Below are 26,622 nucleotides of genomic sequence, written 5' to 3'. Positions count from 1 at the left end.
AAAAGAATTAATAAAAAATATTTCTATTATCGCTGCTGGGAGATTCCCCTATGAATAAAGACGAGAAACGTAACGACGTGCTGTGCTGCCCGCTTTGTGGTAGCGAAGAGTATTTGTTGTCAGACACCAACAATATGCTTTGCGCAGTATGCGGTTCATTTTTTGAGAACGTCACTCAACTAAAACCGAATCATACCTTGTTTCGCCCCATCGGCTTCAAGGCGGCTTACGCCAACATTTCACACTAAATGAATGTTTCGAGCTCTTTTAGGTGTTTGATTATCTTTAAATCTAAAGTGTGATGTTTGTTGTTTAAACCAGAGAGTTGGATGGTGCGAACGCCAGCTCTTAAACCAGCTTCAACCCCTTTTGTCGTGTCATCAACGTAGAGGCAATCTTCGAGTTTAAATCCCATAATCATGGCACTATACATGATAAGATCAGGTTCAGGTTTCCAGCTGTTGGTATCAAACGCTGAGAAGATTTTACCGTCGAAATACGGCAGCAAACCCGTTAACTCCAAACTGCGTTCGATTTTATCTCTTGGTCCGTTTGAAGCTACACAGTACTCAACCTTGCTATCGTTAAGGTACGCCAACAGATCGAATACACCTTCCATCGGCTGTAAACCTTCTTCAAATAACCTATCAACTCTCGCTCGGTATAATGGCTCTAACTGGTCAATCGATATATCAACGCCCAATCTTTGCTTTGTCGCAGACAAAATGTCAGCTAGCTTACCGCCTTCAAAATGGCGAATAGCCTCTTCCATGCTTAAGCTCGCACCAAACTGATGAAAGGTTTCACACAGTGCCTGACAGCAAAGCCTTTCACTATCAATTAATGTTCCGTCACAATCAAAAATTACACATTGAGCCTGAGGTTGCTTCATATCAACTGCCCTATTCATTAACTGAAATAAATAGTAAGACACCTGATCGTAGATGAAATGACCAGCTTAACATTTCACTGGTTTAGAAAAGATTTATAAGCAGAAGTTTAAAGCGCGTCACTTTTTATAACGAATCAGACTAGCGCTCAACAAATACACAGCATGAATTATTGTCATCAATCGCCAGCTTAAGGCATAAATCTGAAATAAAATCTTGTGGACTAAACTGCTCATCACGCACAACAACATCAGAAATCAAAATTTCTTCGTCGTTGTTTGTTACGATAGCAGCGGCAACGGCTTCGCCCGCTCTAAAGCCAAGGTAGAGGTTGCAGGGTTCGGAATAGATGATTTGTGATAGAAACTCTAGGATAAGATCACGATCCGATTGGTGTTGCCACTGACGCGATTGAAGCAGCGCAAACATAACTGTTAATCGATGAAAATCGACAAGAAACAGATCTTCGTCACCGAACACACCGCTAGGTTGAGGAACCTTGCTTAGCTGTTCATATTGGCAATGGGCTATTTTATCTTTGTACAGCGCTAGTCCGGCGATACTTTCTTTGGTCGGATATTCAACATCGACTTGCTGATACAGCCACTCGTTTTTGATGTTCGCAATCTTTGGTATCGTCATAACGTCGGTCCGACCTGTACTCACTTGTAAATATTACGCAGCAGCTTACTCGATAACACATTGGCGTCTCAAGTCTTTTAAAACCACATTCGATATACTATTCAAAAACCTGATATGCTAGCAATCTATTGTGAAGAGGCTAATATTCGCTTTACTGACAGTGACAATAGCATTCAATCTCAACCTGAGACGTCACAAATCCATTTATAGTAAGGGCTCAAAAAATGAAAAAACGACTAGCGGCTACGTTACTAGCAGCACTGATTACTGGCTGTTCTGACAACGAAGTGGGTGACGTGTCACTGGGTGTATTTACCCTAAAGGACATCAAAATTGAAAACCTAAAAGATGACATCATCACTGGTGTCACTTGCCACATTGCGTCTATCGAAGCAGATTTCAGCTTAGCGGATCCAAGTGATAGCTCGATTTCTTGCCGCCAAACAGGCGATATTACACCAGAGATGATCGCAAAGATTGATAAAAGTAAATCGGGTGAAGTGGTGTTTAAAAAGTCTAAAAGTATCTTCTTCAAGTCGATGAAAGTTAGACGTATTTACGATGCAGAGAATCAGACCTTGCTCTATTTGTCTTATACTACCAAAGAAACTGACGGTAGCTTTAAACATAGTCTTTCCACTGTGCCTCTGTGGGGAACAAAAGCGTACGTTGAAAAGCCTGTGGCGCAATAAATAGATAAACCAGGCAGCTTGGCAATAAGCTGCCTTCAAATCCCAAATTAACCTTTCAGCTAGATCTGTTTACCAATCTTGATTAGAACGACCTCAATCCAACCAATATCACACTAAGGTGAAATTTTTATGAAAATTTTATTTACATACTGTGATATCATTACAGAAAATATCTAACTCTAGCTTAATCATGAAGTTTCCCGGACAGCGCAAATCTAAGCATTACTTTCCAACTCACGCTCGTGATCCACTCATTAACCAAATGAAGCAAACGCCAAAACTCTACCGTCCAATTGTCGTTGGTGTTGGTCAGACGATTGTCGATATTGAAGCGCGCGTTGATGACGACTTCCTTGCCAAGTACAACTTGAGTAAAGGTCACTCATTAGTTTTAGAAGAAAGCCAAGCTGATGCACTATATAAGGAACTGATGGAACGTGATTTGATCACTCATCAGTATCCGGGTGACACAATTGGCAACACTCTACACAATTACTCCGTTCTCGCTGACAGCAAGTCAATTCTTCTTGGCGTGATGTCACGCAACATAGAAGTCGGTTCTTTTGCCTACCGTTACCTATGCCGTACTTCGTCGCGCATGAACCTAAACCACTTGCAAATGGTTGAAGGTTCCATTGGTCGTTGTTACACCCTGATCTCAGAGAACGGCGAGCGTACGTTTGCTATCAACGAAGGTCATATGAACAAGCTTCGCCCTGAGAGCATTCCTGAAGAGGTGTTTGATAAGGCATCTGCACTGGTTGTGTCTTCTTATCTGATGCGTGGAAAGCCTGAAGATCCTATGCCACAAGCCGTGGCGCGCGCAATCGAGATAGCAAAATCAAAAAATGTCCCAGTTGTTCTTACTTTGGGAACAAAATGGGTAATCGAAGGCAACGCAGAGTGGTGGCAGAATTACATCAAAGAAAACATCGCCATTGTTGCTATGAACGAAGAAGAAGGCGAAGCACTTACCGGAGAAAGAGACCCACTTCTTGCCGCAGACAAAGCATTAGAGTGGGTAGATGTCGTTCTATGTACCTCAGGTCCTGTCGGGCTTTACATGGCAGGCTATACGGAAGATAGCGTCAAACGCGAAACAGAACTTCCACTACTGCCGGGGAATATTCCTGAATTCAACAAATATGAATTTAGCCGCGCAATGCGTAAGTCGGACTGTAACGCGCCAGTAAAAGTCTACTCTCATATTGGTCCATACTTAGGTGGCCCGCTTGAAATTAAAAACACCAATGGTGCTGGGGACGCAGCCCTGTCGGCTCTATTGCATGATATGGCCGCAAACAGCCACCATCAAATGAACGTGCCGAACTCTTCAAAACACGATCAGCCTTTTCTGACTTATTCTTCTTTATCTCAGATTTGTAAATACGCAAACCGTGTCAGCTATGAAGTATTGACTCAGCACTCGCCTCGCTTATCGCGAGCCCTTCCTGAGCGTGAAGATAGCTTAGAAGAAGCATATTGGGATAGATAACAAGTGAGCCGCTAAGTTAGCGGCTCTTTTTTATCTGGCGTAAGGGTAAAAGACCAGTTGCCCATCTTCAACCATCATACAATCCATTTTAGCCGCGTGCGCAGCTTGCAGACCTAATTGGGTATCTTCAAACACAATACAATCTTCGGGATTTACGTTGACTTGTTGTGCCGCCCGTAAAAAAGTATCGGGATTCGGTTTGTGGTTGGAAACATCGGATGCGGTTACCAACGCGTCAAGTTTGTCTAGTAGATTGGCTTTTTCCAGTAAACGAGTCGCACTTTCACGCTGACTACCTGTACCTACTGCTAACTTTTTCTTTCCGAAAAAGTGATTAAGTATTTCAACGGTGCAATCAATCGGTTCACCCTGCTCTTCCAGTTCAGCAAACGCAGCCATCTTAAATCGCGACACTTCCATTGGCTCAAGCGCTAGATCATGCTTTTTATTCACTTCTGCGGCGATCTTATAACTCGGCATTCCTCCCAAACTATGTAGCCATTGCTCGCAAAATGGGAAATCAAAATGGTCAGCGGTCATTTTCCATGCCATTAAATGCGCAGGCATCGTGTCAATGATAGTACCATCCATGTCAAATATGAGCGCACGGTATTTATTCAAACTTTTAAACATTTACTTCACTTTTCCAAATTAAAATAGGTTCTTGCAACCCGCTAATAGAAGCGGAAAAAGACGATAAATTGATATATCTATCAACTAGAACTACCATCACATTAAACAATTAGAAATTTGTTAATTAACAAAAAGGTAATCTCATGAATATCAAGAATAAGCTATATTCATTGGGTGTCGTAGCCATTTTAGGCGTTGCTTCAATACTTTTTACTGCAACTCATTTTGCCCAAACTACTTCTGAACTCAGCCAAGCCAGTTTATTGGTTGCCAAACTTGAGATAAGACTCCTCAACTTACGGCGTAACGAAAAAGACTTTCTACTCCGAAAGGATATGAAGTACCTCGATACATTCAATAAAAACATGGAGACATTTTTATCGCTTGAATCTGAGCTAGCTCCTCTATTATTGACACACTCGTTACCCTCCAGTCAGCAATTAAAGCAAGATATCCTTAAGTATCAAACAGGGTTTAATGAATTAGTTCGTGCATTTGAACAACGCGGACTGAATGACGAAGACAATTTATTAGGCCGTTATAACTCTGAGCTAGTAGCGATAAAAAGCAGTCTATCTAACGATGAACTCATTGAGCTATTCGAGTTCAACAATTTAGTACACACTGGCCAATTAGATGACACATTGCTACCAAATAATGCATCGGCGGTTAAAACGGCGGCTCAAGCCTATATTGATGCCAGCCAGCGTATAGGGCTTAAGTACAATGAAGGGTTATTGGGTGAAACACGTAACCTCTCTCATAACGTAGAGGAGCAGTTCAAATCTTTTGCTGCCGCCCTAACAGATGAATCAGAAGCAACGAGGAATAGACTCGAAACCATTAAGCTCACGGTAACCATTGTTGTCGTGCTTATCATCTTCGGTTTCATTTTCCAGATTTCTCGCACCATCAACACTCAGGTAGCCGCGTTACTCGCAGCAATTCAAGAAATTGCACATACCAATAACGTATCTTTACGTGCCAAACTGACTAAGAATGACGAGCTTGCTGTTATTGCCAACTACTTCAATCGGTTAGTGGATGAATTTGAAAAACTGATTTCCGGTACACAGACTAAATCAGGTGAGCTGTCGCAAAGTACATCAAGCATGCACAATGAGCTACAAAGCGTCATCGAACAATTCCACACACAAGCCGACCACACCAGTATGATGGCGACGTCGGTACAGGAAATGGTTCTGACAATCAGCGAAATTTCAGAGAGCACCGCCGTTGCCGTAGAGGGCGTTCAGCAAGCTTCTGTCAACGCTCAGAATGGACGTAAGGTGGTTGAAACCACCGTACAGAACATCGATGAACTCTCCACTATTTTGGCAAGTAGTCAAGAGTCGATAAACGACCTCAATAACCATGTCGATAAAATTGGTGATGCGGTCAATATTATTCAAGAGATCGCTGAACAAACAAATTTGCTCGCACTCAACGCCGCTATAGAGGCAGCAAGGGCTGGAGAGCAAGGACGAGGATTTGCTGTGGTCGCCGATGAAGTACGAGCACTAGCCAGTCGCACTCACCAATCGACAGAAGAGATCACTAAAGTTGTCACCGCGATCCAATCGCAAATGTCTAAAGTCGTTACTGACATAGATCAATGTAACGAACAGGGTTCTCAAACCTTGGAAGCGTCACGCACATTAGATAGCAGCCTAAGCCAGATCATTGATGATATGACCAATATTCAAGCCAATTCAGAGCGCATTGCCTCTGCAATTGAAGAGCAAGGGATCGTGATGAATCAGGTCAGTGAATCAATCACAGAGTTGAATACGATTTCAGAAGGCAACATGCACTCAGCGCAGCAATGCTTAAGCGAAGTTGACCGAGTATCCAATCAGGCGACCGAAATGGACAATGCAGTCGCTATTTTCAAAACATCTTAGTCAGTTTTAGCCAGATAGCTGAAAGTAAAAAGCCCTAACAATTTTGTTAGGGCTTTGACGTTTCTATATCTCGCTACTCATCATCTTCCAATGGAACGAGTTTGGTACTTCCTCCGTGATATTTCTCACGTCGTCTTTGCACCAGTGCGTAAAAGCCAGGGATTAACATGGTACCTGCAATTAGCACACAAAGTAGACCACCAACCAAGGATATACCCAGCGAGTTTTGGCTCACGCTACCTGCACCGGAAGCAAATATCAGCGGGAAGATACCCAAGATAAATGACCAAGATGTCATGTTAACCGCTCGGAAACGTAGCTTACCACCTTGAACCGCTGCGTCATCGATCGATGCTTCTTTTTCTTCACGCTCTATTTTCGCAAATTCCACAATCAGGATCGCGTTCTTCGCGGCGAGTGCTATCAGCAGAACCAGACCAATCTGTGCATATAAGTTAAGCGGTGTACCCGTTAACTGCAACGCAAAGAACGAACCAAATGTAGCAATGGGTACGACTAAGATAATAGCGAGTGGAATGGACCAACTTTCGTACTGAGCTACCATAAACAGGTAGATGAAGAACAGTGCCAATGCGAACGCGTAGATCGCTTGGTTACCTGCAAGTACCTCTTGGTAGGCTAACCCTGTCCATTCATATTGGTATCCTTGTGGTAGTACTTCGGCGGCAACTCGCTCCATCGCTGCAATTGCGTCACCACTCGAATATCCCGGTGCAGGTTGCCCTTGGATAACCGTGCTGCGGTACATGTTGTAACGCCATGCGACATCTGGCTCAAACACAAGTTCGTGAGTAATCAACGTACTTAGCGGAATCATTTGACCCGACGATGAGCGTACATGAAAGCGATCGAGATCTTCCATGCTATTACGGTGTTCACTGTCGGCTTGCAACGTCACTTGGAAGTTTTTACCGTACAAGGTGAAGTCGTTTACATAGATTGAACCTAAGTTACCCTGTAATGTTTTAAAGATTGATGACAGAGGCACACCTAGTTGCTGCGCTTTCTCTCTATCTATATCAACATAGTAGTGCGGAACATTAGCTCTGAAGGTACTGAATGTATACGCGATCTCAGGCTGTGCGTTTGCCGTTGCGATTACATCATTCATTACCATTGCCAAATCAGTACGATTACGGCCTAAGGTGTCTTCAAGGACGAATTCGAAACCTGAAGCCGCCCCCATACCCGGAACCGCTGGTGGACCCATAGCAAAGATTTGCGCTTCTGGGATCTCTTCAACCGCTCTGGCATTAATTCGTGCTGCGATATCATTGGCTGTATGATTACCTTCTAACGCTTGACGTGAATCCCAATCGTGTAGCTTGACGAACAAGGTTGCCCCGTTTGAAGCCGCCGCGCCCGTCATAAAGGCATAGCCGTTCGCTACCGTAACACCATCGGCACCTGGCTCGGACTCAACCAACAGTCTTAGTTTCTCTGAAACTGCTTCAGTACGTGATAAAGACGCTGAATCAGGCAGCTGAACGTTGACGGCCAACACACCCTTATCTTCTTGTGGAACAAATGCTGTAGACGTGTTCTTCGCTAGGAAGTAAACCGCTGCCACCGCAACCACGAAGAATACAACAACAATCAGCGTTTTCTTCACTAGGAAACTCACTACATTGCTGTAGCCTGCAGTTACTCTATCAAGACCACGGTTGAAGGCTTTAAACCAATTCGCTGTATTGCCGCCACCTTGTTTGAGTAGCAATGTACAAAGCGCTGGCGAAAGCGTTAATGCGTTGATAGAAGAGATAACAACCGAAATACAAATGGTCAGCGCAAACTGACGGTACATAATGCCGGTTATACCCGGCAGCATCGCAACCGGAATAAATACCGCTAATAATACCAACGTTGAGGTAATGATCGGGCCAGTTACCTCTTTCATTGCTCTCAAGGTTGCCTGACGCGGCGATATAGTCGGCTCTTTTGCCATGGTTGTATCGACGTTTTCGATAACTAAGATCGCATCATCGACCACGATACCAATCGCCAAGATCAAACCAAATAGCGTCACTGTGTTTATCGTGAAACCCGTCGCTTGCATGATCGCAAACGTGCCGATTAACGAAACAGGAATCGCGACGACAGGAATCATGGTTGCACGGGCGCTACCTAAAAATAGATAGGTAACGGCGATTACAAGCAAAATGGCTTCGATGAGAGTTTTTACTACCCCTTTGATCGACTCAGCAACGAATAAAGTAGTGTCATAACTCGTTTCGTAGTCCATGCCCGCTGGGAAGTTCTTACTCAAGTCTTCAAGCAATGCCATAACCGCAGCACCACTTTCCAACGCGTTCGCATCTGACTGTAGTGACAAAGCGACAATAGAGGCGTCTTGACCGCGGAAAACACCGTTACCATCGTAGAACTTTTTACCCAGCTCAACGCGCGCAACATCTTTTAGATAGACAGTAGAGCCATCGGTACTCGAGCGAAGAACCACGTTTTCAAACTCTTCAACACTTTCTAATCGGCCTTTGGTGACTAAGTTAAACTGGACTTCCTGAGGGTTAGCATAAGGCGCAGCACCGATTCGGCCAGCCGCGACTTGAACGTTTTGAGAGGCCAGTGCCGCTTGGACGTCTTCTGTGGTTAACTTCAAGTTGGCCATTTTTTCTGGGTCGAGCCAAACACGCATTGCGTATTCGCCACCACCAATAACGTTCACATCACTAATCCCCGTAACACGCGCCAGCTGATCTTTAACATTTAAGTTAATGTAGTTTATCAAGAACTGGTCGTCGTATTTGCCATCAGGCGAGTAGAAGTTCAATACCATCAAAATATCTGGCGAACGTTTCTTAACCGTCACACCCACCATACGAACTTCTTGCGGTAGTTTTGACTCGATTTGAGCTACACGGTTTTGCACGTTGACCTGTGCCATATCGGGGTCTGTGCCAACATCAAAAGTTACGTTTAGGCTGTAAGAACCATCGTTAGCACTTTTAGACGACATATAGATCATATTTTCAACACCGTTGACGGATGTTTCAATAGGATCAGCTATCGCCTGCTCGACTACCTCTGCGCTTGCGCCCGCATAGGATGCACTCACACTCACAGAAGGAGGACTAATTCTTGGGTATTCAGCAACGGGTAAAATCGCAAGTGCAATAACGCCCGCCATTGTCAATATAATGGATATGACCAACGCAAACTTAGGGCGCTGGATAAAAAAGCGACTTAACATTTGCCTACCTTACTCAGTGTCATCTTTTGGGGATTCGAAACGGACAGGCGCACCATTACGAATGCGTTGCAATCCTTGTGTAATTACAGGCTCTTCGCCGTGTAACCCTTTAGTAATGATAATCCCCTGCTCCGTTTGCTCACCGAGTTCAACGTTACGCCTTTCCGCCAGATTACCCTCTGCAACGACCATAACAAAGTGGCCTTCAAGATCTGACTGTACTGCTCGTCGAGGAACCACTACCACGTCACGTGCTTCTTTGTCTCTTAAAACCACACGAACATGCTGACCAGGTAGAAGTTGGTATTCTGGATTTGCAAATACCGCTCTCATCGCGAGTGTGCCGGTATTAACATCAATGCGGTTACCGAGGTAATCAAGATCGCCAAGATGTTCAAAAGCACGGCCATCTTCCAAAATAGCTTGAACTTCGACCATAGCCGATTCAGAGCTGCCATCTCCTTCTACTTTATCAATACCTAGTTCAAGTCTTTCACGCTCACTAATGCTGAAACTTGTGTGCACTGGATCTAGGCTGACCAAAGTGGTTAATACGCCACTTTGTGGTGAGACAAGATCACCTTTGCTAACATGACTATCGCTAATACGGCCAGAGAACGGCGCAACGATCTGTGTATACGAGAGATTGACTTCAGCAAGATTTAACTGCGCTGTGCTTGCTTCAACTTGAGCCTCTGCGCCTAAGAGCGTTGCTGTTAGATTATCGAATTCAGATTGTGAAATACTGCCTTTGGGTAAAAGGCTTTTTCCTCGGGCAAAGTCCAATTGCGCTTTTTTTAGCGTCGCATTTGCTTGAGTGAGCGCCGCTTTTGCGCTGGCAGCTTGGGCTTCAAAAGAGGACGGTTCGATCGTATAAAGAAGTTGCCCCTTTTCAACCATTTGTCCTTCATCAAAGTGGCGCTCTTTGAGATAGCCAGTAACCTGAGCTGTGATATTAGTATCTTCAACCGCGCTGACTCGACCTATGTACGACTTACTTGGCTGGAATGGAGTGAGAAGTGCTTGCTCAGCAACCACCAATTGTGCTGTTTGCTGTTGCCCTTGGGTAGTTTCACCGCATCCTGCGAGAAAAAGCGCACTACTAAGCGCTGTAAAAATTAACGTTTTTTTCATGAACAGACCGTTAGATAAAGAAAAATGGGCAGGCTAACTCTACCCAACGGTCCATAAATCAATGTCCGAGAAATATCAGTAAAACAAGGTTAATTGTTTCAACTGGTTACAAGCTCTAACTTTGTGTAAGGTTCCAAACTACGGGCTAAGTCCGCACCTGAATTCCAAGTGTACACTAGCTCTGGTACTTTACTCCCACAAGGCGCATTCCATAGGCGTTCAAGGTGACAATCTCCACCTAAGTGTGAATAGAACTCAACGGCTTGTCTGTTATCTTTCATAACTTCAAGATAAACGCCGTTCTCAGGGAAGTATTGTTCGATCCACTTTGCTATTTCAGCCAGTAGTTGCACTCCCAATCCTTTGCCTCGGTATGCCAAATCGACATGAAGCGCGTCAATAATGGTGCCTTTTTCAAAATCATGGTTTCCGAATGCGCAAATAAAGCCACACAGTAAACCGCCTTCTTCTATTAGAAGTACATGTTGGTTAAAGGGGGGATTAATTAGGCGGGTTTGCCAGATAGCCATCCGTTCATCAAGCACCTCGTGCTCAAGATAGTCTTTACCTAAAATTCCTTGGTAAAATTGCTTCCAGCTTTGAGCATGCAAGGTTGCAATGCGTTCAAAGTCGCTATATTCAGCTACTTTTAATTCCATTTATAGTTCCTTATTACTTCCTGTAAGGATTAATTTTCCGCTTCATACTATAAAACATTCATCTAAAAGCCAAACATTCTAAATGTTAAAATAGCAAGATTGTGAAACATTTTCGGGCAAATGCCGGTTATACAAACTCAGTTACAAAATTATTGATCAAAAAGACGTGAGTCAGCCGTCAGACTCGACAATATCGTTTGACTTACACGTGTACGCTGATAATCTAGCGCACAACTGTTAGCTGAAAGGAAAACTCACCATGTCGGGCCCTAGTAAACCACCTCTGATTTGGTTAAATATCTTTATCTTTTTATCATCATTTCTTGTTGCTGCCTTGCTTGTTCCTTGGTACGGAATAACCAACGGCTATGGTGTGGAGCACTTTATTTGGTTTTTGGTCGCCTTCTCTTTTTGTAACCTTTCAATTACCGCTGGTTATCACCGTCTTTGGTCACACAAAACCTACGAAGCTCACTGGTCTTTACGTTTTCTATTCGCAATAGGTGGTGCATTTGCACTGCAAAACAGCGCGCTTCACTGGAGTTCAGATCACCGTATTCACCATAAGCATGTCGACAACAATGACAAAGACCCTTATTCCGCCAAGCGTGGTTTCTGGTTCTCTCATATTGGCTGGATGCTGCGCGAATACAACGCCAACACCTATGCAGACTACAGTAACTGCCGCGATCTACACAAAGACAAGATCGCTATGTGGCAACACAAGTATTATGTGCCATTGGCGCTTGCAACAAATTTTGGCATCCCAATCGCGATTGGCCTGTTGCATGGTGATATCATAGGCATGCTGCTTATTGTTGGTGTATTACGTTTGGTGCTGAGCCACCACTCTACCTTCTTTATTAATTCTCTCGCACATATTTGGGGAAGCCAGCCTTATACAGACAAAAATACCGCGCGCGATAATGCTGTACTTGCCGTGTTTACGTTTGGTGAGGGATACCACAACTATCACCATATTTTTGAAAATGATTATCGAAATGGCATCTACTGGTGGCAATACGATCCAACCAAATGGCTGATCAAATCTTGCTCTTTTCTTGGCCTTACCAAGAAACTGAGAGTTACACCAAAAATCAAAATTGAAAAAGCTAAGGCGAAACAAGCGCTGAGTACAGCATCGCGCAATATTGATCAGTTACCTAATGCGTCTATGCTCAATGAGGCGTTAAACAAAGAGTTCGAAGCCCTAATGGGGAAATTGGCAGACTACTACGATCTTAAGAAACAAGTACTTGAGGCCAAGAAAAACGATCTGGCAAAAAAATACGAGAATTCGCTGCTCAAAATGCGCTATCAGCAAATGAAGCAAGATCTCGCCGCCCAACGAAGAAGTTGGGAATCAATGGTCGCTCAGTACGCCTAATAAAAAAACGGAAGCACTTGCTTCCGTTTTTTTATTCACTAAATTTGTCTAATCAATATTCAAGCGATATTCAACACAGTCAATCGATTTGCCATGTAATTCGGTATAATCCTTTACTACTTTCCCTTGGCAGAAACCGGTTTGAGTCAATACTCGCTGCGAAGCTGGGTTGCTTGTCGCAGCGTAGGCAAATAGCCGTTTAACACCACGCGCTTTGATAATCTTCGTAACTTCCGCCACCGCCCATTTAGCAACGCCTTGATTAGTAAAATCTTGTCCTATCCTGTAGCCCAAATGAGCGCTGCGTTTGACGCTATTTATATTGGTGACATTGATTCGGCCAACAATCTCACCTTCTAAAGTTTTAATGAGTAGCGGGATCATTTCATTACACTGGTAGTCGAGCAAAAATTCACGAATGTGCTGAGTCACTCCCTCTTGAGAGTAGAACTCCTTCTCACGCGGAGGTATGAATTGCTCGAACCAGTGCTGATTGTCAATTTCAAAGGCAAGCAATGTGTCTGCGTCCTTTAATGCAATGAGTGACAGCTTCATTCCATATCCTTAATCATTTGCCGTAAAAGAAAAAGCTCATGTTTGTCACAACATGAGCCTTTTTCTATTTCTTCTTACCACGATTGGCGTGAATTTTAAGTTTTGCTTTCATTTTACGCTTATCTGCATTGCGCCCTCGTTTACGTGACGAATTTTCAGGCGCGGTGTCATCAATTAAGCTAGGTTCGAATCCTTCAAGCCACTCTTGAGGTAATTTGTTGTCGAGCAGTCTCTCAATCGCTTCCAGCAAGTACTCTTCATCGCGACTCATTAATGAAACTGCAAACCCTTCCTTGCCTGCGCGGCCCGTTCGACCAATTCGATGCACATAATCTTCTGCTTTGTAGGGCATATCAAAATTCACAACTTGCTCTAGTTGTTGGATATCTAAGCCGCGAGCCGCGACATCCGTGGCAATTAGCGCACGAACTTGACCGGATTTAAAGTCATCTAACGCTTTTTGGCGCGCACCCTGGCTCTTGTCACCATTAATCGAAGCTGCTTTGATGCCATCAAGCTTAAGCTCTTTTGCCAACGCATCACTACCCTGTTTGGTTTTGGTAAACACCAGTACTTGCTGCCAGTTTCTTGAACCAATCAAATAAGCAAGTAACTCTGCTTTGCGCTTTTTATCCACCGGATAGACCATCTGTTTAACGGTATCCGCAGTGCTGTTTGAAGGCGTAACTTGCACTTCTACTGGCTCATTAAGCATGTTGTGCGCGATGGTTTTAATGCGCTTATCGAACGTCGCGGAGAAAAACAAGGTTTGGCGCGCTTCATTGCAACGCTTCAGAATCCGTTTGATGTCGGGCATAAAGCCCATGTCTAGCATGCGGTCGGCTTCATCGAGCACAAGATACTGTGTTTTCAGCAAACTGATGTTTTTACAGAACATATGATCAAGTAAACGACCCGGTGTAGCGATTAAAACATCGCACCCTTGGTCAAGATTGCGCGTTTGCACGTTCATACTCGTGCCACCGTAAGCCGCGACGATTTTGATTTGAGTATCCTGAGCATACAGGGTTAGGTTATCGAACACTTGCTGAGCTAACTCACGCGTCGGAACTAACACAAGTGCTAGCACGTCATTACTTTGAGGATCGCGCGCCGATTCTGCTTGAAGCAATTTATGCAGAATGGGTAAACCGAAGGCAGCCGTTTTTCCAGTCCCCGTTTGAGCACCCGCGAGAACATCTTTACCTGCCAGCACATGCGGAATAGCTTGAGCTTGAATTTCTGTCGCTTGACTAAAGCCCAAATTTTCAGTGATTGAGGTAAGGGCGGAACAAAGCCCAAGTGATTCAAATTGTGTCGACATACGGATAACCTGTAATTGCAAGGCGAAAGATTCTATCAAAAACTTTTACTGGCGGTTAGTACATCTGGGTAGAAGGACGAAAATGTCTCGCTCAATTGGTCATAATTTCGCTCAATATAAGGAAAACAGTGTTGCAAATGTTCCATTCTTGGTGAGCGCTGCGACATTCTCTGCAGTGCAAATTCAATATTGTCCAAGTGCTGGTAAGATTCGAGCCAACCACCCTGCCACATAGCGGAAGAAACGCGAAGAAATCGCTCTGGTAATTCACCATCGCCATCTTCTATGACCTTGATTCTCGCCTGTTCAACAAACCAATTCAGCGAGTGCAAATGATACTCGCGCCACTGTTTTGCGAGGCAGTGGTCCCAAAACATGTCTAGTGCTATTCCAGAGAAACGTCTCGTTCCATTGGGAAACACCTGCTTTGCTTCGATGACTTGTGGGTGGTGATCGGTGAAGGAGTCAACATAACGGTGCAGCCTGATCCCTTGCGAAATTGAGGAGGGAAACTGAGTATCTGGGTTACCTTTGACAAAGTCACCTAATAAATTGCCGAGTAAACTAGAATCGCAATGATCAGCGATATGCAGGTGAGCGAGATAGTTCAAGCGCCTATCCTTGTTAAAATACACTCCCTTATAGAAGCACAAAGCCAGCGCAATTGCACTGGCTCTTTCTGGTCGCCACCTAGGTAGCCATGTATTAGCGAAGAATAATTATTTGAAAATTTCGTCTGCGAATTCTTCAATTGACTGCTCATAGTCTGAGAGCTCAAAGCCAATCTCCATCGCATCTAATAGCTCAAGGCATTCTTCATTCATTGTTTGGTCACTCATGCTGACCTCCTTTATAAAAACACTTTATAGAACTCTATCCAAGTTCTTACTTGAATATGCGGTCTATTGTTCCTTTTTAAAGCACTTATATGACAGTTTTTTGAAAGGGCAAAGAAAATTCTCATTGTGATTTGAATTCCATCCCAAGTAATCGTTTTCGTCGCTGCTTACGCCATTGGTGTAACGTTTAATTTACAACGCCGGTAATTTAGATGTACAAAAAGCTTGATGTCGCCATGTATATTTTGCAAAATCAGCACACAACTAGTGATAAAGGCTAATTACCTTCTAGTTTTCAGCCTATTTAACCAATCAATCCCATTTAATTCGTAAAGATAATTATACAATGAACACATCAAAGGTAATCGGTAGTACTTTGATCATCGCAGGTACCACCATCGGTGCTGGCATGCTCGCACTTCCTCTCGCATCCGCAGGTATCGGATTCTCTACGTCCCTCATGATTATGATTGCTTTATGGGGATTAATGGCCTACACGGCTTTGCTGATGATTGAGATTCACCAACACGCTGAAAAAGATGCCACCTTACACACGCTGGCGAAACAGTTTCTCGGCACCCAAGGTAAGTGGGTAGCCAGCTTTGCGATGATGTTCCTTTTCTATGCGCTTTGCGCGGCTTACATCGCCGGAGGTGGGGCTCAATTTGCAGAACGCATCGCTAGTTTTACGCATGTTGACGTTTCTAACACGACGGCGACAATAATATTTACTCTCGTGGTGGCAGCGGTCGTAACCATAGGAACAGCAACGGTTGATAAGGTCAACCGAGTTCTATTTATGGTTAAAATCCTTGCAATGGCGATGGTGTTAACCTTCTTGGCACCGAATGTAACCGAGTCTTACCTACTCAGTATGCCCGTTGAACACGGACTTGTGATCGCAGCAATCCCAGTAATTTTCACTTCTTTTGGCTTTCACGGTAGTATTCCGGCCGTGGTCAATTACCTAGATGGCCACACACCTTCATTGCGCAAAGCCATATTAATTGGTTCAGCTATACCTTTAATCATTTACGTTTTTTGGCAGTTAGTCACTCTCGGTGTCGTCAACCAAACCGTTCTACTTGAAAACCAAGGACTAAGCGCTCTGATTTCAACATTGGCGACGACAGTAGACGCCGCTAGTTTGGCTCAAGCTATAGGTATTTTTGCCGATTTGGCACTACTCACCTCTTTTCTTGGTGTGAGTCTTGGCCTGTTCGAATTCCTTGGTGATACGCTCAAAAAGCAAGCACAAGATCATTCGCGTTTGCTCGTTGGTGTTGTTACCTTCCTTCCTCCAATGGGATTTGCGCTGTTTTACCCGCAGGGCTTTATTATGGCACTGGGCTACGCCGCAATCGCTTTGGTTATTTTGGCAATATTCTTGCCTATATTGATGGTTAAAAAGGCTCGTGCTCAATCAAGTAGCGAGCACTATCAAGTTGTTGGCGGAAATATCGGTTTAATCGCTGGAAGTAGCGTTGGCGTACTTATCATTGCTGCGCAAATTCTGATTACCGCAGGGATTCTGCCCGCGCTCGGCTAAATAGCACCTTACATGTGCTTAAAAGACGCCAATACTCGGCGTCTTTTTTGATCTTTCCAGCTAGATTAACGATAAAAGTGACTAAACAACGCAATTTTTTCTCGCTTATTCCGTTCATATTAGGTGATAACGAAAACAATCGATGAGGTCGATATGAAAGCGAAGTTTAAGTTTGTCCTATCTGCTCTTGCGGCCGTTGCCGCCCTAGCCTCTTTTATGGGGACGGCAGAGAGTGACATGCCAAAAGCCACAGCGTCATCAGGATATGAAATTGCAACATTGGCAGGAGGCTGCTTCTGGTGCACTGAGTCTGACCTTGAGAAATTACCAGGGGTAATTGATGTCGTATCTGGCTATTCTGGTGGCGATTTAGATAACCCAACCTATAAACAGGTCTCTTCAGGCAAGTCAGGTCATATTGAAGTGATCGAGGTAAAATACGACCCAAGCGCGGTCAGTTACGAACAAGTGCTCGACCAACTCTTTCGCCATATGGATCCAACTGATGATAAAGGCTCATTTGTCGATCGCGGCCCTCAATACCGGCCCGCCATTTTTTATCATAATGACGAGCAGAAGCGCATCGCGGAGCAGTTTATGGCAGAAATTGATCAACTGGGCATTTTTAACAAACCGCTTAAAACACAATTAATCAAATTCGAAAAATTTTGGCCTGCAGAGGATTATCACCAAGACTATTACAAGCGTAACAAAGTTCGTTATAACTACTACCGTTACGCATCTGGTCGTGACCAATATTTAGACCAAATATTTGGCGAGGATCGTCAAGACAATCCGATTACGCTACGCCAGATGATTGATGAAAAAAAAGCCCTTTCCAACATTAAGGCATACAGCAAACCGTCAGACGAAAAAATTAAAGCATCATTGACCAAAATGCAGTTCTACGTCACTCAAGAAGAAGGGACTGAAAGAGCCTTTAACAATGAGTATTGGGACAACAAACAAGCCGGTATTTATGTCGACATTGTGTCAGGTGAGCCGCTATTTTCATCGACCGATAAATACAAGTCAGGAACTGGCTGGCCAAGTTTCACCAAGCCGATTAATGAAGGCTACATCGTCACCAAAACTGACTATTACTTAGTGTACCCAAGAACCGAAGTGAGAAGTCGCTTTGCCGATTCTCATTTGGGCCATGTGTTTAAAGATGGACCGGCACCAACTGGGCTGCGCTACTGTATGAACTCAGCCGCGATGAAGTTTATCCCGGTTTCAGAAATGGAAAAAGCGGGTTACGGCGAATACCTTTACTTATTTGACAGTTAATCCATCCAATTGACTGATAAAAATAAACCCCAGCAGGCCACACCTAGCTGGGGTTTATCATATTTAGCACAATGTGAACTTACTTCATAACACGTGCTTTGAAGCTGCGGCCCTTCATTTTGCCTGTTTGCAATTGCTTTAAAGCCGCTTTCACGATGTCGTGCTCAACCGCAACGTAAGACACCATAGCTAGGATATTAATTTTACCAATTTTTTTGCCATCTAAACCCGCTTGTTTAGTCAGTGCGCCTAAGATATCGCCAGCACGCACCTTTTGCTTTTTACCACCCAAGATCTGGATAGTTTGCATTTTCGGATAGAAAGGACGCTCAACAGGCTTAGCAGGAAGCTCTGCTGGCGAGATGGCAATGTCCATATATTCGTCGATTCGCGCTACACGGTATTCTTCTTTGTCGTTGAAGAAGCTAAATGCCATGCCTTTTGATCCTGCACGGCCTGTACGGCCAATACGGTGAACATGCACCTCTGGATCGCGTGATAATTCAAAATTAAACACCGCATCAAGGTTGTCGACATCCAGACCACGCGCCGCTACATCCGTCGCGACGAGAATTGAAATACTCTTATTGGCAAACATGGTCAACGCTTGTTCGCGCTCTCGCTGCTCCATATCACCATGCAGTTCTACCACACTGAACCCGCGATGACTCAGTTCATCTGCCACATTTTGCACTTCTTTCTTGGTATTGCAGAATACGACAGAAGACTCGGGCTTATGGGTAAGCAATAGCGCTTCAAGTGCATCGTCACGCGCTTCACTGCTCTCGACTTTGTAAAAGCGCTGCTCAATAGTGCTTTTTTGATGCGTAGACTCCACCTTCACCATCTCTGGAGCCACCATCACTTTGGCGGCTAAAGATTCAATATTGTCTGGGAAAGTCGCGCTAAACAGTAATGTTTGACGCTTAACTGGCGCTGCATCAATGATGGTATCAATCGCCTCTTCAAAACCCATATCCAGCATGCGGTCGGCTTCATCTAGTACCAGAGTGTTGAGTTCAGCAAGGCTAATACGACCTTTCGACATATGATCAAGAATACGGCCTGGAGTGCCGACCAAAATATGCGCCCCATGCTCTAGTGAGCCGATTTGCGGCCCCATTGGCATACCGCCACAAAGAGTCAGTACTTTAATATTGTGGATACCACGTGCCAAGGTACGAATTTCTTTCGCCACCTGATCAGCCAATTCACGCGTTGGACACAGTACCAACGTCTGCACTCGGAAGCGGTCAACGTTGAGGTTACTCAGTAAGCCAAGCGAAAACGTTGCGGTTTTACCCGAGCCCGTTTTACCCTGACCAATCACGTCTTTACCTTGCAGGACTAATGGCAACGCCTGCTGCTGAATCGGCGTCATTTCGGTGTAACCTAAGCTATCAAGCGTTTCTAGTAGCTCATTACGCAACCCAAGCGTGTTAAATGAATTTGTCACAATGTTAACCTTAATGGTTGATCGAAAGAAAAACTCTCTCGATTAAAAAAGTAAAAACCGCTTCATATAGAAGCGGTTTTAAATAATTCGCTTATCTCAACACTGCCCTATCGAATTCCGTGCAGGAACTCGTGTCGTGTTGCAGGGTTAGATTTAAAAATACCACCCAGCGCTGTGGTTGTCGTTTCGCTGGTCGCGTCCATGACACCACGTGATTTAACACAGTAGTGCGTCGCATCTATGGTCACAGCGACATCATCTGACTCAAGCAAGGTTTGCAAAGCGACTAAGATCTGCTGTGTCATGCGCTCTTGCACCTGTGGTCGCTGCGCAAAGAAACGAACAATGCGGTTGATCTTAGACAGACCAATAATTTTGCCGCGCGGAATGTAAGCGACTGCTGCGCGACCATCAATGGTCACCAGATGATGCTCACAGGTGCTGGTCACAGTAATGTCTTTTACACGCACCATTTCGCTCACGTTCATCTTGTTTTCGATAACCGTAATCTTGGGGAAATTCGAGTAGTCTAAACCTGAGAAAATTTCATCTACGTACATTTTGGCAATGCGATGCGGCGTTTCTTCAAGACTATCATCGGTAAGGTCAAGTTCTAGCAGAGAGAGAATTTCACGCATATGATGTTGAATTTTTTCTTTTTTCTCTTCTCGACTAAACGGATTAGGCGCCATTGGCGTTTCTAATCCTCTACGTTCTAGCGCATCTTTAACCAACTTTGCGGATTCGCTAAGACCTGACATACCACTTCCTCTTATTTACCCCTTTAGGATGGGTGACAAGGATACTCGGATTTTTGAATAATTACACCCATATTTTATCGGAGGTCATTACTGCTCAAAGCCCAATTATGGTAGAGTGTCGGCCAATAACAAAAATGAAATTTACTAGGATTCTGATATGGGATGCTGTGATGCACCGGGCTTGATGCCAATCGAAGAAGCGATGGAAAAAATGCTATCGCCAATCAAACCTATCCAAACCACCTTACAACTCCCCCTTGCTGAAGCGATAGGTTTTGTTTTAGCTGAAGATATTCTGTCTCCAATTTTTGTTCCCCCTTTTGACAACTCGGCGATGGACGGGTATGCCATTCGCTTAGCTGATCTCGCAGAAAACAATGTCATGCCATTGGCAGGCAAGTCTTTTGCCGGTCAGCCATTTGAAGACGATTGGCCACAAGGCAGTTGTGTACGCATTATGACCGGAGCAAAAATTCCGACAGGTTGCGATGCGGTCATCATGCAAGAAAACACCGAAGTTTTAGAGCAAGGCATTCAGTTCAATCAGACCGAAGTAAAACCACAAAACAATATTCGTCCTACTGGTGACGACATTAAGCAAGGTGATGTTGTTCTAAACAAAGGTGCGCGTTTAACCTCTCGTGACATTCCGATGATTGCCACGTTAGGTATCAGCCACGTTACTGTGGTACGTAAACCACGCGTTGCTTTTTTCTCGACGGGCGATGAGCTTAAGCCGCTAGGTGAACCTCTTGCTGAAGGGCAAATTTACGACAGCAATCGTTACGGCATTAAGCCGCTTATCGAAAACTTTGGTTGTGAAGCGATTGATTTAGGCATTATTCCTGATTGTCCAGAAACGCTAAAGGCGACTTTTGAACAGGCACAAACACTGGCTGATGTAGTTGTCACATCGGGTGGTGTCAGTGTTGGCGAAGCCGACTACACCAAAGACATTCTTGAACAGCTTGGTCAAATCGGATTTTGGAAACTGGCGATTAAACCGGGTAAACCTTTTGCTTTTGGGAAGCTCTCTACCGCGTGGTTCTGCGGCTTACCGGGCAATCCAGTATCAGCCGTGTTGACCATGTATGTTCTTGTTCAGCCGCTACTGGCAAAACTGGCAGGCCATAGCGAGTGGAAAGCACCGGAGTCTATTCCAGCGACCACGCGTAGTTCGTTTAAAAAAGCGCCTGGCCGAACCGATTATCAACGCGGAATCTATACCATTGAAGATGGTCAGTTTGTCGTGGAAACCACAGGTAATCAAAGCTCTGGGGCATTTCGGTCAATGAGTCTAGCGAACTGTTTTGTTGTCCTTGAGCGTGAACGTGGCCGCGTCGAAGCTGGCGAAACCGTGAATATTCAGCTGTTCAACCAAACCCTATACTAGAGGTGACGTTTGGAGATCTTATCTGATCAAGAAATGCTGCGTTACAACCGCCAGATCATTCTAAAACAGTTCGATTTCGACGGCCAAGAGGCGCTTAAGCAAGCTTCGATTCTGATTTTGGGCGCAGGCGGTCTTGGCTGCGCTTCCAGTCAATATTTAGCTACAGCAGGAATTGGCAAGCTCACTCTCATTGACGATGATGTGGTCGAACTGTCTAACCTTCAGCGTCAGGTGCTCCATCATGATGCCGATATCGGTGTGAAGAAAGTCGTGTCCGCAGCCAACTCACTAAAGCAGCTGAACCCATATATTGAGGTTGGAACGGTAGACAAAAGACTTTCAGATGACGAGCTCAATGCACTTATCGAACAACACGACTTGGTACTAGATGCGTCCGATAATGTCGAGACTAGGAATCAGCTCAATAAGCTATGTTACGCGCTGAAAACACCACTGGTCTCTGGCGCAGCGATACGTATGGAAGGTCAAGTCAGTGTTTTTACTTATCAAGATCCTAATCAACCTTGTTATCAATGTTTAAGCGCTCTGTTTGGCAGTACCGCTTTAAGTTGCGTTGAGGCTGGTGTGATGTCACCTGTGGTCGGCATTATTGGCGCTGTACAGGCAATGGAAGCTATCAAAGTCATCGCTAACTACGGGACGCCTAAGCAAGGTAAAATTTTAATGTTAGACGCGATGAGCATGTCGTGGCGCGAAATGAATCTGACGAAAATGCCCAATTGTCCAGTGTGTGGCTAACAGCTTGGCAGCGAGGAGTAGAGCCTGATGAACAATCCAAGAGTATTCCTTGCCGCCTTAATCATCCTTGTGCTGATCTTATCTTTTCTGATCTCGACACTGCCCTCCAAGTTAGAGAGTCATGTCCAAGGAAGAGTAATCAATCAAACACTCACTCAATCTCTCGATGGGCATAGACGCTATTTAAACATCCAACTTCCTGATGGTTCCACGGCATTGATCCAAGCACCAGCGAGCAGTCACTGCCCGATAGGATCAATAGTAAAACTCATCAAACAACACACTTCTTCTGGTGATGACGTTAACTATCACTTTGAAATGTGTTTCCCTGCCGAACCAAAGTAGACTACCGTTACGTCGCGCTTTTCGATCTTCGCCATTGTTGCGTGTGTTAAGGGAGTCGTGTAGCTTTATCTTTACTACTTTCAATTACCTAAGGTAATCCAATGTCCCCTTTAATTACTCCAGAGCAGCTACGTCAGCTTATGGTTAACGACGATCTGATCATTCTAGACGCAAGTATAGATTTTCAAATTCCGGGAGAGGTCGAGAAAGATACAACGAATCTCATCCCAAATAGCTTACGATTTGATTACGACAAAACGTTTTGCGATCCAGACTCATCTCTTCCGCATATGATGCCAAGTGAACAGAGATTTAATGATCTGGCTAGAGCATTGGGTATTAATAATAATTCGACCATCGTAGTTTACGATAACAGCGGCACATTTGCCTCTCCGAGGGCATGGTGGATGTTAAAGGCGATGGGCCACCAAGATGTCTATGTGCTAGATGGTGGTTTAATTGAGTGGAAGAAATACGGATTTGACACAGTTCAACATTACAACCAACCGCGTAAATTGGGTAACTTTGCTGGTGTACTCGACCCACGCTACTTCGTTGATGCTGCGTTCGTGCTCAATGAAATCAATAATGCTGATTCTCTCACTGTCGATGCTCGTTCTAGGCAACGGTTTAATAAAGAGGTGCCTGAACCTCGTGCTGGAGTACGCAGCGGTCGCATTCCCAACTCAGTGTGCCAACCTTTCGCAGAGCTGATGGATGGACATAAGCTAAAGCCAGTACAAGAGCTGCTTGAGATCCTCGCGTCATCCTTGTCGGAAGAAAAATCGTCCACCATATTCAGTTGTGGTTCAGGCGTCACAGCAGCAATCGTATTGTTAGCTGCTCATTTAGCTGGTTACCAGAATTTGTCGGTTTATGACGGTTCATGGACTGAATGGGGACAGCGCGAAGAGTTGCCTATCGAATAATCGTGTAAGGCCCGGTTTATTGCAGAGCAATGCATGGAATGACCATTTATTTCATTTGTTCATCTAAGTTGAGAACGGTTAATGCGTTACTTACGCTGGTCGCGATAACATCGATCACCCCCGTTCTTAGCGCACCTAATAGAGCCAATGGTTTGCTGTTTTCTGCTGCAATAGCGATCACTTGCGAGATCGGTCTGAACTCCTCAAGGCTAAGTCCTATCACTCTATCACTCATCACTGTTATTGCCGATTGTCCGTGAATATCGAAAAAGTCGTAGCCAGCAAAGTCCCCAACGACTCCTTGAAGCATGCGCGCTTGCACTACTTCACCGGCAGTAAACCACCCTAGATCGACCATGTAGCTGTTCTCGCTCATATCGCCAATGCCGACCAATGCCACATCCGCTTTACGAGCAAGATCCAGTGTCTGCTTAACAGTCGCATTCTGCATAAAGGCAAGTTTCTGTTCGCGGTTTTCTGCATAGGCGGGCGCATAGAGCGTTTCCGACGTGCCACCGTAGCTTTTCGCAAACTGGCGGCAAATATGGTCCGCATTAAACATGCCACCTCTTGGATGAATACCGCCAATGCCACAAACAAACTTTACGTCTCGTTGGGGAATCACTCCGGTGTGATGAGCCACGGCGGAAACATTTCGCCCTTGTCCGACCGTTACAACTGTGCCATTTTGTAAGGTACTGGCCATATATTTTGAAACCAGACTAGCGACCTGCTGACGCTGCTGCTCTTCACTGGGTTGATCAAGCGCGACCAATGCACGCTTTACACCAAACCGTTCAACCAACCTCTGCTCAATCTTGGCGCTAAATACCGGGTGATATTTCACGGTAATTTCAACAATCCCTTCATCTCGCGCCTGCTTAAGCATCCGTCCTACCTTAGCTCGCGATACAGAAAACTTTTTTGAAATCTCTTCTTGGGTAGCACCATCTTGGTAGTAGGCCACGGAAATTTCAGTTAGCAAGTCCGCATTGTCATCGGAAAAGTCATTTATCGTTTTATTCATATCGTTCACTATCTCTTCTCAGTAGCGTGTTACATTCGCTCACAGATGTAGCATATGTCACGCTCACTTTTATTGCCAACATTTGCTCAGCACCTTTACAAATTCTCAGCTTCATTTTCTAGCATGCTTGATGTGCTTGAGGCCTTGCACAACCTTGGCAAACGTTTAATTCAGAACCTTACCTGTGATGCATCAAAAAATAATTGATGTAAGTCACCATAACCTCATTTCTACGATTGACTTTCTGTCTAGATAAGATAATTATGGAGCCATCATTTACTCATCGTAAGAGCAAATGTTCACAACAATTGTTCATACGCTGATTTAATTTTGCTGAGTTAATCTTCTAGACTAATTTAAGGTTTGGGGCGATTAGCTTACGCGCTTGCAAATGCACAACTCACGTCTATTGTTTTGACGTGAAGTCCCATTTAAATAGGATGATCGAAATGAGCAACAAATTAGAGCAACTTCGTAAACTCACGACTGTAGTGGCTGATACTGGTGAAATTGATGCAATCAAAAAATACCAGCCAGAAGACGCAACAACTAACCCTTCTCTGATTCTTAAGGCCGCTCAAATCGCAGAGTATGCACCTCTAATTGATGCTTCTATCGAATACGCTAAAGCGCAAAGCAACAACAAGGCACAACAAGTTCAAGATACTTGTGACATGCTAGCGGTAAACATCGGTAAAGAAATCCTTAAGACGATTCCTGGTCGTATCTCGACTGAAGTAGACGCGCGTCTTTCTTACGACACACAAGGCAGCGTTGCCAAAGCGCGCCAGCTAGTAAAAATGTACAATGATGCAGGCATCACTAACGACCGCATCCTTATCAAACTGGCTTCTACTTGGGAAGGTATCCGTGCTGCTGAAATCCTTGAGAAAGAAGGCATCAACTGTAACCTAACGCTTCTATTCTCTTTCGCTCAAGCTCGTGCATGTGCTGAAGCAGGCGTATTCCTAATCTCTCCATTCGTTGGTCGTATCATGGACTGGTACAAAGCAAAAGAAGGTCGTGATTTCGAAGCATCGGAAGATCCAGGCGTTATTTCTGTAACTGACATCTACAACTACTACAAAGAACACGGCTACAACACCGTGGTTATGGGCGCAAGCTTCCGTAACATCGGTGAGATCCTTGAACTTGCGGGTTGTGACCGTCTAACTATCGCCCCTGCTCTTCTAGCTGAACTAGAAGCAGCTGAAGGTGAAGTTGTAGAGAAGCTAGTTGACTCTAAAGGCTCTAAAGAGCGCCCAGCTCCAATGACTCACGCTGAGTTCCTATGGGAGCACAACCTAGACGCAATGGCAGTTGAGAAAGTAGCAGAAGGTATCCGCAATTTCGCAGTTGACCAAGGCAAACTAGAAGACATGATCGCAGCTAAGCTGTAATCACACAGAATTAAAAAAGGGGAACGTTTGCGTTCCCCTTTCAATTTCCAATATTTAAAATTGAAATCGGTAATTATTATGGATCGTAAACATCTAGCAAATGCAATCCGTGCTCTAAGCATGGACGGTGTACAACAAGCTAACTCTGGCCACCCAGGCGCACCTATGGGTATGGCTGACATCGCTGAAGTTCTTTGGCGTTCACACCTAAACCACAACCCAGCAAACCCTGAATGGGCTGACCGCGACCGTTTCGTATTGTCAAACGGCCACGGCTCTATGTTGATTTACTCTTTGCTGCACCTTTCGGGTTACGAGTTGTCTATCGAC

24 protein-coding genes and 1 pseudogene are annotated in these 26,622 nt (G+C 44.6%); 13 read left to right on the top strand and 12 right to left on the bottom strand.

Annotation, left to right across the window (positions count from 1 at the left end; all coding sequences use genetic code 11):
• The first annotated feature begins 50 nt into the window (after window positions 1–50).
• Window positions 51–248 (top strand): hypothetical protein, encoded by a 198-nt coding sequence (locus TW81_RS05795; protein ID WP_045954762.1) that lies wholly within the window; start codon window positions 51–53, stop codon window positions 246–248.
• Here TW81_RS05795 and TW81_RS05790 read toward each other — a convergent pair.
• Together TW81_RS05790 and TW81_RS05785 are read right to left on the bottom strand one after the other, a co-directional pair.
• Complete coding sequence (locus tag TW81_RS05790) at window positions 245–892, bottom strand: HAD-IA family hydrolase (protein ID WP_045954761.1); 648 nt, start codon at window positions 890–892, stop codon at window positions 245–247. The two genes, TW81_RS05795 and TW81_RS05790, sit on opposite strands and share 4 nt — an antisense overlap.
• Window positions 893–1,031: 139 nt before the next feature.
• Entirely contained in the window at window positions 1,032–1,532 is a 501-nt protein-coding gene (locus TW81_RS05785; RefSeq protein ID WP_045954760.1) for a hypothetical protein, read from the bottom strand.
• A 224-nt stretch (window positions 1,533–1,756) separates the two neighbouring features.
• Between TW81_RS05785 and TW81_RS05780 the strand changes: the two genes are divergently transcribed.
• On the top strand, window positions 1,757–2,224 hold the full coding sequence (locus tag TW81_RS05780; RefSeq protein ID WP_045954759.1) for a CreA family protein: 468 nt from the start codon (window positions 1,757–1,759) through the stop codon (window positions 2,222–2,224).
• Between the two features lie 190 nt (window positions 2,225–2,414).
• The gene (locus TW81_RS05775) at window positions 2,415–3,719 is read left to right on the top strand and encodes an inosine/guanosine kinase (protein WP_045954758.1); all 1,305 of its coding nucleotides are present in this window, start codon (window positions 2,415–2,417) and stop codon (window positions 3,717–3,719) included.
• A 30-nt stretch (window positions 3,720–3,749) separates the two neighbouring features.
• Here TW81_RS05775 and TW81_RS05770 read toward each other — a convergent pair whose 3' ends face one another.
• A complete protein-coding gene (locus TW81_RS05770) occupies window positions 3,750–4,352 on the bottom strand; it encodes a beta-phosphoglucomutase family hydrolase (RefSeq protein WP_045954757.1) in 603 nt (200 codons plus the stop codon).
• Between the two features lie 143 nt (window positions 4,353–4,495).
• On the opposite strand from TW81_RS05770, the gene TW81_RS05765 reads away from it, so the two are divergent.
• Window positions 4,496–6,256: a methyl-accepting chemotaxis protein gene (locus TW81_RS05765; RefSeq protein ID WP_045954756.1), complete on the top strand. Its 1,761-nt coding sequence runs from the start codon at window positions 4,496–4,498 to the stop codon at window positions 6,254–6,256.
• A gap of 73 nt (window positions 6,257–6,329) precedes the next feature.
• On the opposite strand, the gene TW81_RS05760 is transcribed toward TW81_RS05765, so the two are convergent.
• The 3 genes from TW81_RS05760 to TW81_RS05750 all read right to left on the bottom strand — a co-directional run bounded on the left by TW81_RS05760 (window position 6,330) and on the right by TW81_RS05750 (window position 11,278).
• Window positions 6,330–9,485 carry an efflux RND transporter permease subunit gene (locus TW81_RS05760; RefSeq protein WP_045954755.1) on the bottom strand — a complete coding sequence of 1,052 codons (3,156 nt, stop codon included), beginning with the start codon at window positions 9,483–9,485 and terminating at the stop codon, window positions 6,330–6,332.
• Between the two features lie 9 nt (window positions 9,486–9,494).
• Entirely contained in the window at window positions 9,495–10,619 is a 1,125-nt protein-coding gene (locus TW81_RS05755) for an efflux RND transporter periplasmic adaptor subunit (protein WP_045954754.1), read from the bottom strand.
• A 98-nt stretch (window positions 10,620–10,717) separates the two neighbouring features.
• Complete coding sequence (locus tag TW81_RS05750) at window positions 10,718–11,278, bottom strand: GNAT family N-acetyltransferase (RefSeq protein WP_045954753.1); 561 nt, start codon at window positions 11,276–11,278, stop codon at window positions 10,718–10,720.
• 259 nt (window positions 11,279–11,537) lie between these two features.
• On the opposite strand from TW81_RS05750, the gene TW81_RS05745 reads away from it, so the two are divergent.
• The gene (locus TW81_RS05745) at window positions 11,538–12,665 is read left to right on the top strand and encodes an acyl-CoA desaturase (RefSeq protein ID WP_045954752.1); all 1,128 of its coding nucleotides are present in this window, start codon (window positions 11,538–11,540) and stop codon (window positions 12,663–12,665) included.
• Between the two features lie 48 nt (window positions 12,666–12,713).
• On the opposite strand, the gene TW81_RS05740 is transcribed toward TW81_RS05745, so the two are convergent.
• From TW81_RS05740 to TW81_RS05730, 3 genes are all read right to left on the bottom strand, one after another.
• Window positions 12,714–13,220 carry a GNAT family N-acetyltransferase gene (locus TW81_RS05740; RefSeq protein WP_045954751.1) on the bottom strand — a complete coding sequence of 169 codons (507 nt, stop codon included), beginning with the start codon at window positions 13,218–13,220 and terminating at the stop codon, window positions 12,714–12,716.
• Between the two features lie 64 nt (window positions 13,221–13,284).
• Entirely contained in the window at window positions 13,285–14,544 is a 1,260-nt protein-coding gene (locus TW81_RS05735; RefSeq protein ID WP_045954750.1) for a DEAD/DEAH box helicase, read from the bottom strand.
• Between the two features lie 35 nt (window positions 14,545–14,579).
• Complete coding sequence (locus tag TW81_RS05730) at window positions 14,580–15,155, bottom strand: acyl carrier protein phosphodiesterase (RefSeq protein ID WP_045954749.1); 576 nt, start codon at window positions 15,153–15,155, stop codon at window positions 14,580–14,582.
• Window positions 15,156–15,729: 574 nt separating this feature from the next.
• Between TW81_RS05730 and TW81_RS05725 the strand changes: the two genes are divergently transcribed.
• Both TW81_RS05725 and msrB read left to right on the top strand, forming a co-directional pair.
• Window positions 15,730–16,932, top strand: a complete 1,203-nt coding sequence (locus TW81_RS05725; RefSeq protein WP_045954748.1) for an aromatic amino acid transport family protein — start codon at window positions 15,730–15,732, stop codon at window positions 16,930–16,932.
• A 153-nt stretch (window positions 16,933–17,085) separates the two neighbouring features.
• Window positions 17,086–18,222, top strand: coding sequence for a peptide-methionine (R)-S-oxide reductase MsrB (gene msrB, locus TW81_RS05720; RefSeq protein ID WP_045954747.1), 1,137 nt, complete (start codon window positions 17,086–17,088; stop codon window positions 18,220–18,222).
• A 79-nt stretch (window positions 18,223–18,301) separates the two neighbouring features.
• Here the strand turns inward: msrB and dbpA are convergent, their stop codons facing one another.
• Window positions 18,302–19,678: an ATP-dependent RNA helicase DbpA gene (gene dbpA / locus TW81_RS05715; RefSeq protein ID WP_045954746.1), complete on the bottom strand. Its 1,377-nt coding sequence runs from the start codon at window positions 19,676–19,678 to the stop codon at window positions 18,302–18,304.
• 107 nt (window positions 19,679–19,785) lie between these two features.
• Window positions 19,786–20,439: a GTP cyclohydrolase I FolE gene (gene folE, locus TW81_RS05710; protein WP_045954745.1), complete on the bottom strand. Its 654-nt coding sequence runs from the start codon at window positions 20,437–20,439 to the stop codon at window positions 19,786–19,788.
• 157 nt (window positions 20,440–20,596) lie between these two features.
• On the opposite strand from folE, the gene moeA reads away from it, so the two are divergent.
• The 4 genes from moeA (at window position 20,597) to TW81_RS05690 (ending at window position 23,865) form a co-directional block, all read left to right on the top strand.
• Window positions 20,597–21,832, top strand: a complete 1,236-nt coding sequence (gene moeA, locus TW81_RS05705) for a molybdopterin molybdotransferase MoeA (RefSeq protein ID WP_045954744.1) — start codon at window positions 20,597–20,599, stop codon at window positions 21,830–21,832.
• A gap of 9 nt (window positions 21,833–21,841) precedes the next feature.
• Window positions 21,842–22,591: a molybdopterin-synthase adenylyltransferase MoeB gene (gene moeB, locus TW81_RS05700; protein ID WP_045954743.1), complete on the top strand. Its 750-nt coding sequence runs from the start codon at window positions 21,842–21,844 to the stop codon at window positions 22,589–22,591.
• A 27-nt stretch (window positions 22,592–22,618) separates the two neighbouring features.
• Complete coding sequence (locus TW81_RS05695; RefSeq protein WP_052706153.1) at window positions 22,619–22,936, top strand: hypothetical protein; 318 nt, start codon at window positions 22,619–22,621, stop codon at window positions 22,934–22,936.
• A gap of 101 nt (window positions 22,937–23,037) precedes the next feature.
• Entirely contained in the window at window positions 23,038–23,865 is an 828-nt protein-coding gene (locus TW81_RS05690; RefSeq protein WP_045954742.1) for a sulfurtransferase, read from the top strand.
• A 46-nt stretch (window positions 23,866–23,911) separates the two neighbouring features.
• Here TW81_RS05690 and TW81_RS05685 read toward each other — a convergent pair whose 3' ends face one another.
• Window positions 23,912–24,892, bottom strand: a complete 981-nt coding sequence (locus TW81_RS05685; RefSeq protein WP_045954741.1) for a sugar-binding transcriptional regulator — start codon at window positions 24,890–24,892, stop codon at window positions 23,912–23,914.
• A 449-nt stretch (window positions 24,893–25,341) separates the two neighbouring features.
• Between TW81_RS05685 and tal the strand changes: the two genes are divergently transcribed.
• Complete coding sequence (gene tal, locus TW81_RS05680; protein WP_045954740.1) at window positions 25,342–26,292, top strand: transaldolase; 951 nt, start codon at window positions 25,342–25,344, stop codon at window positions 26,290–26,292.
• 78 nt (window positions 26,293–26,370) lie between these two features.
• Window positions 26,371–26,622: pseudogene (locus TW81_RS05675) on the top strand (transketolase); the annotation flags it as partial.

Origin of the sequence: Vibrio galatheae (assembly GCF_000967545.1) — a bacterium.
Taxonomy (GTDB): Bacteria; Pseudomonadota; Gammaproteobacteria; order Enterobacterales; family Vibrionaceae; genus Vibrio; species Vibrio galatheae.
Note: the sequence above shows the minus strand (reverse complement) of the source record. Positions and strands in the feature narration are given on the sequence as shown.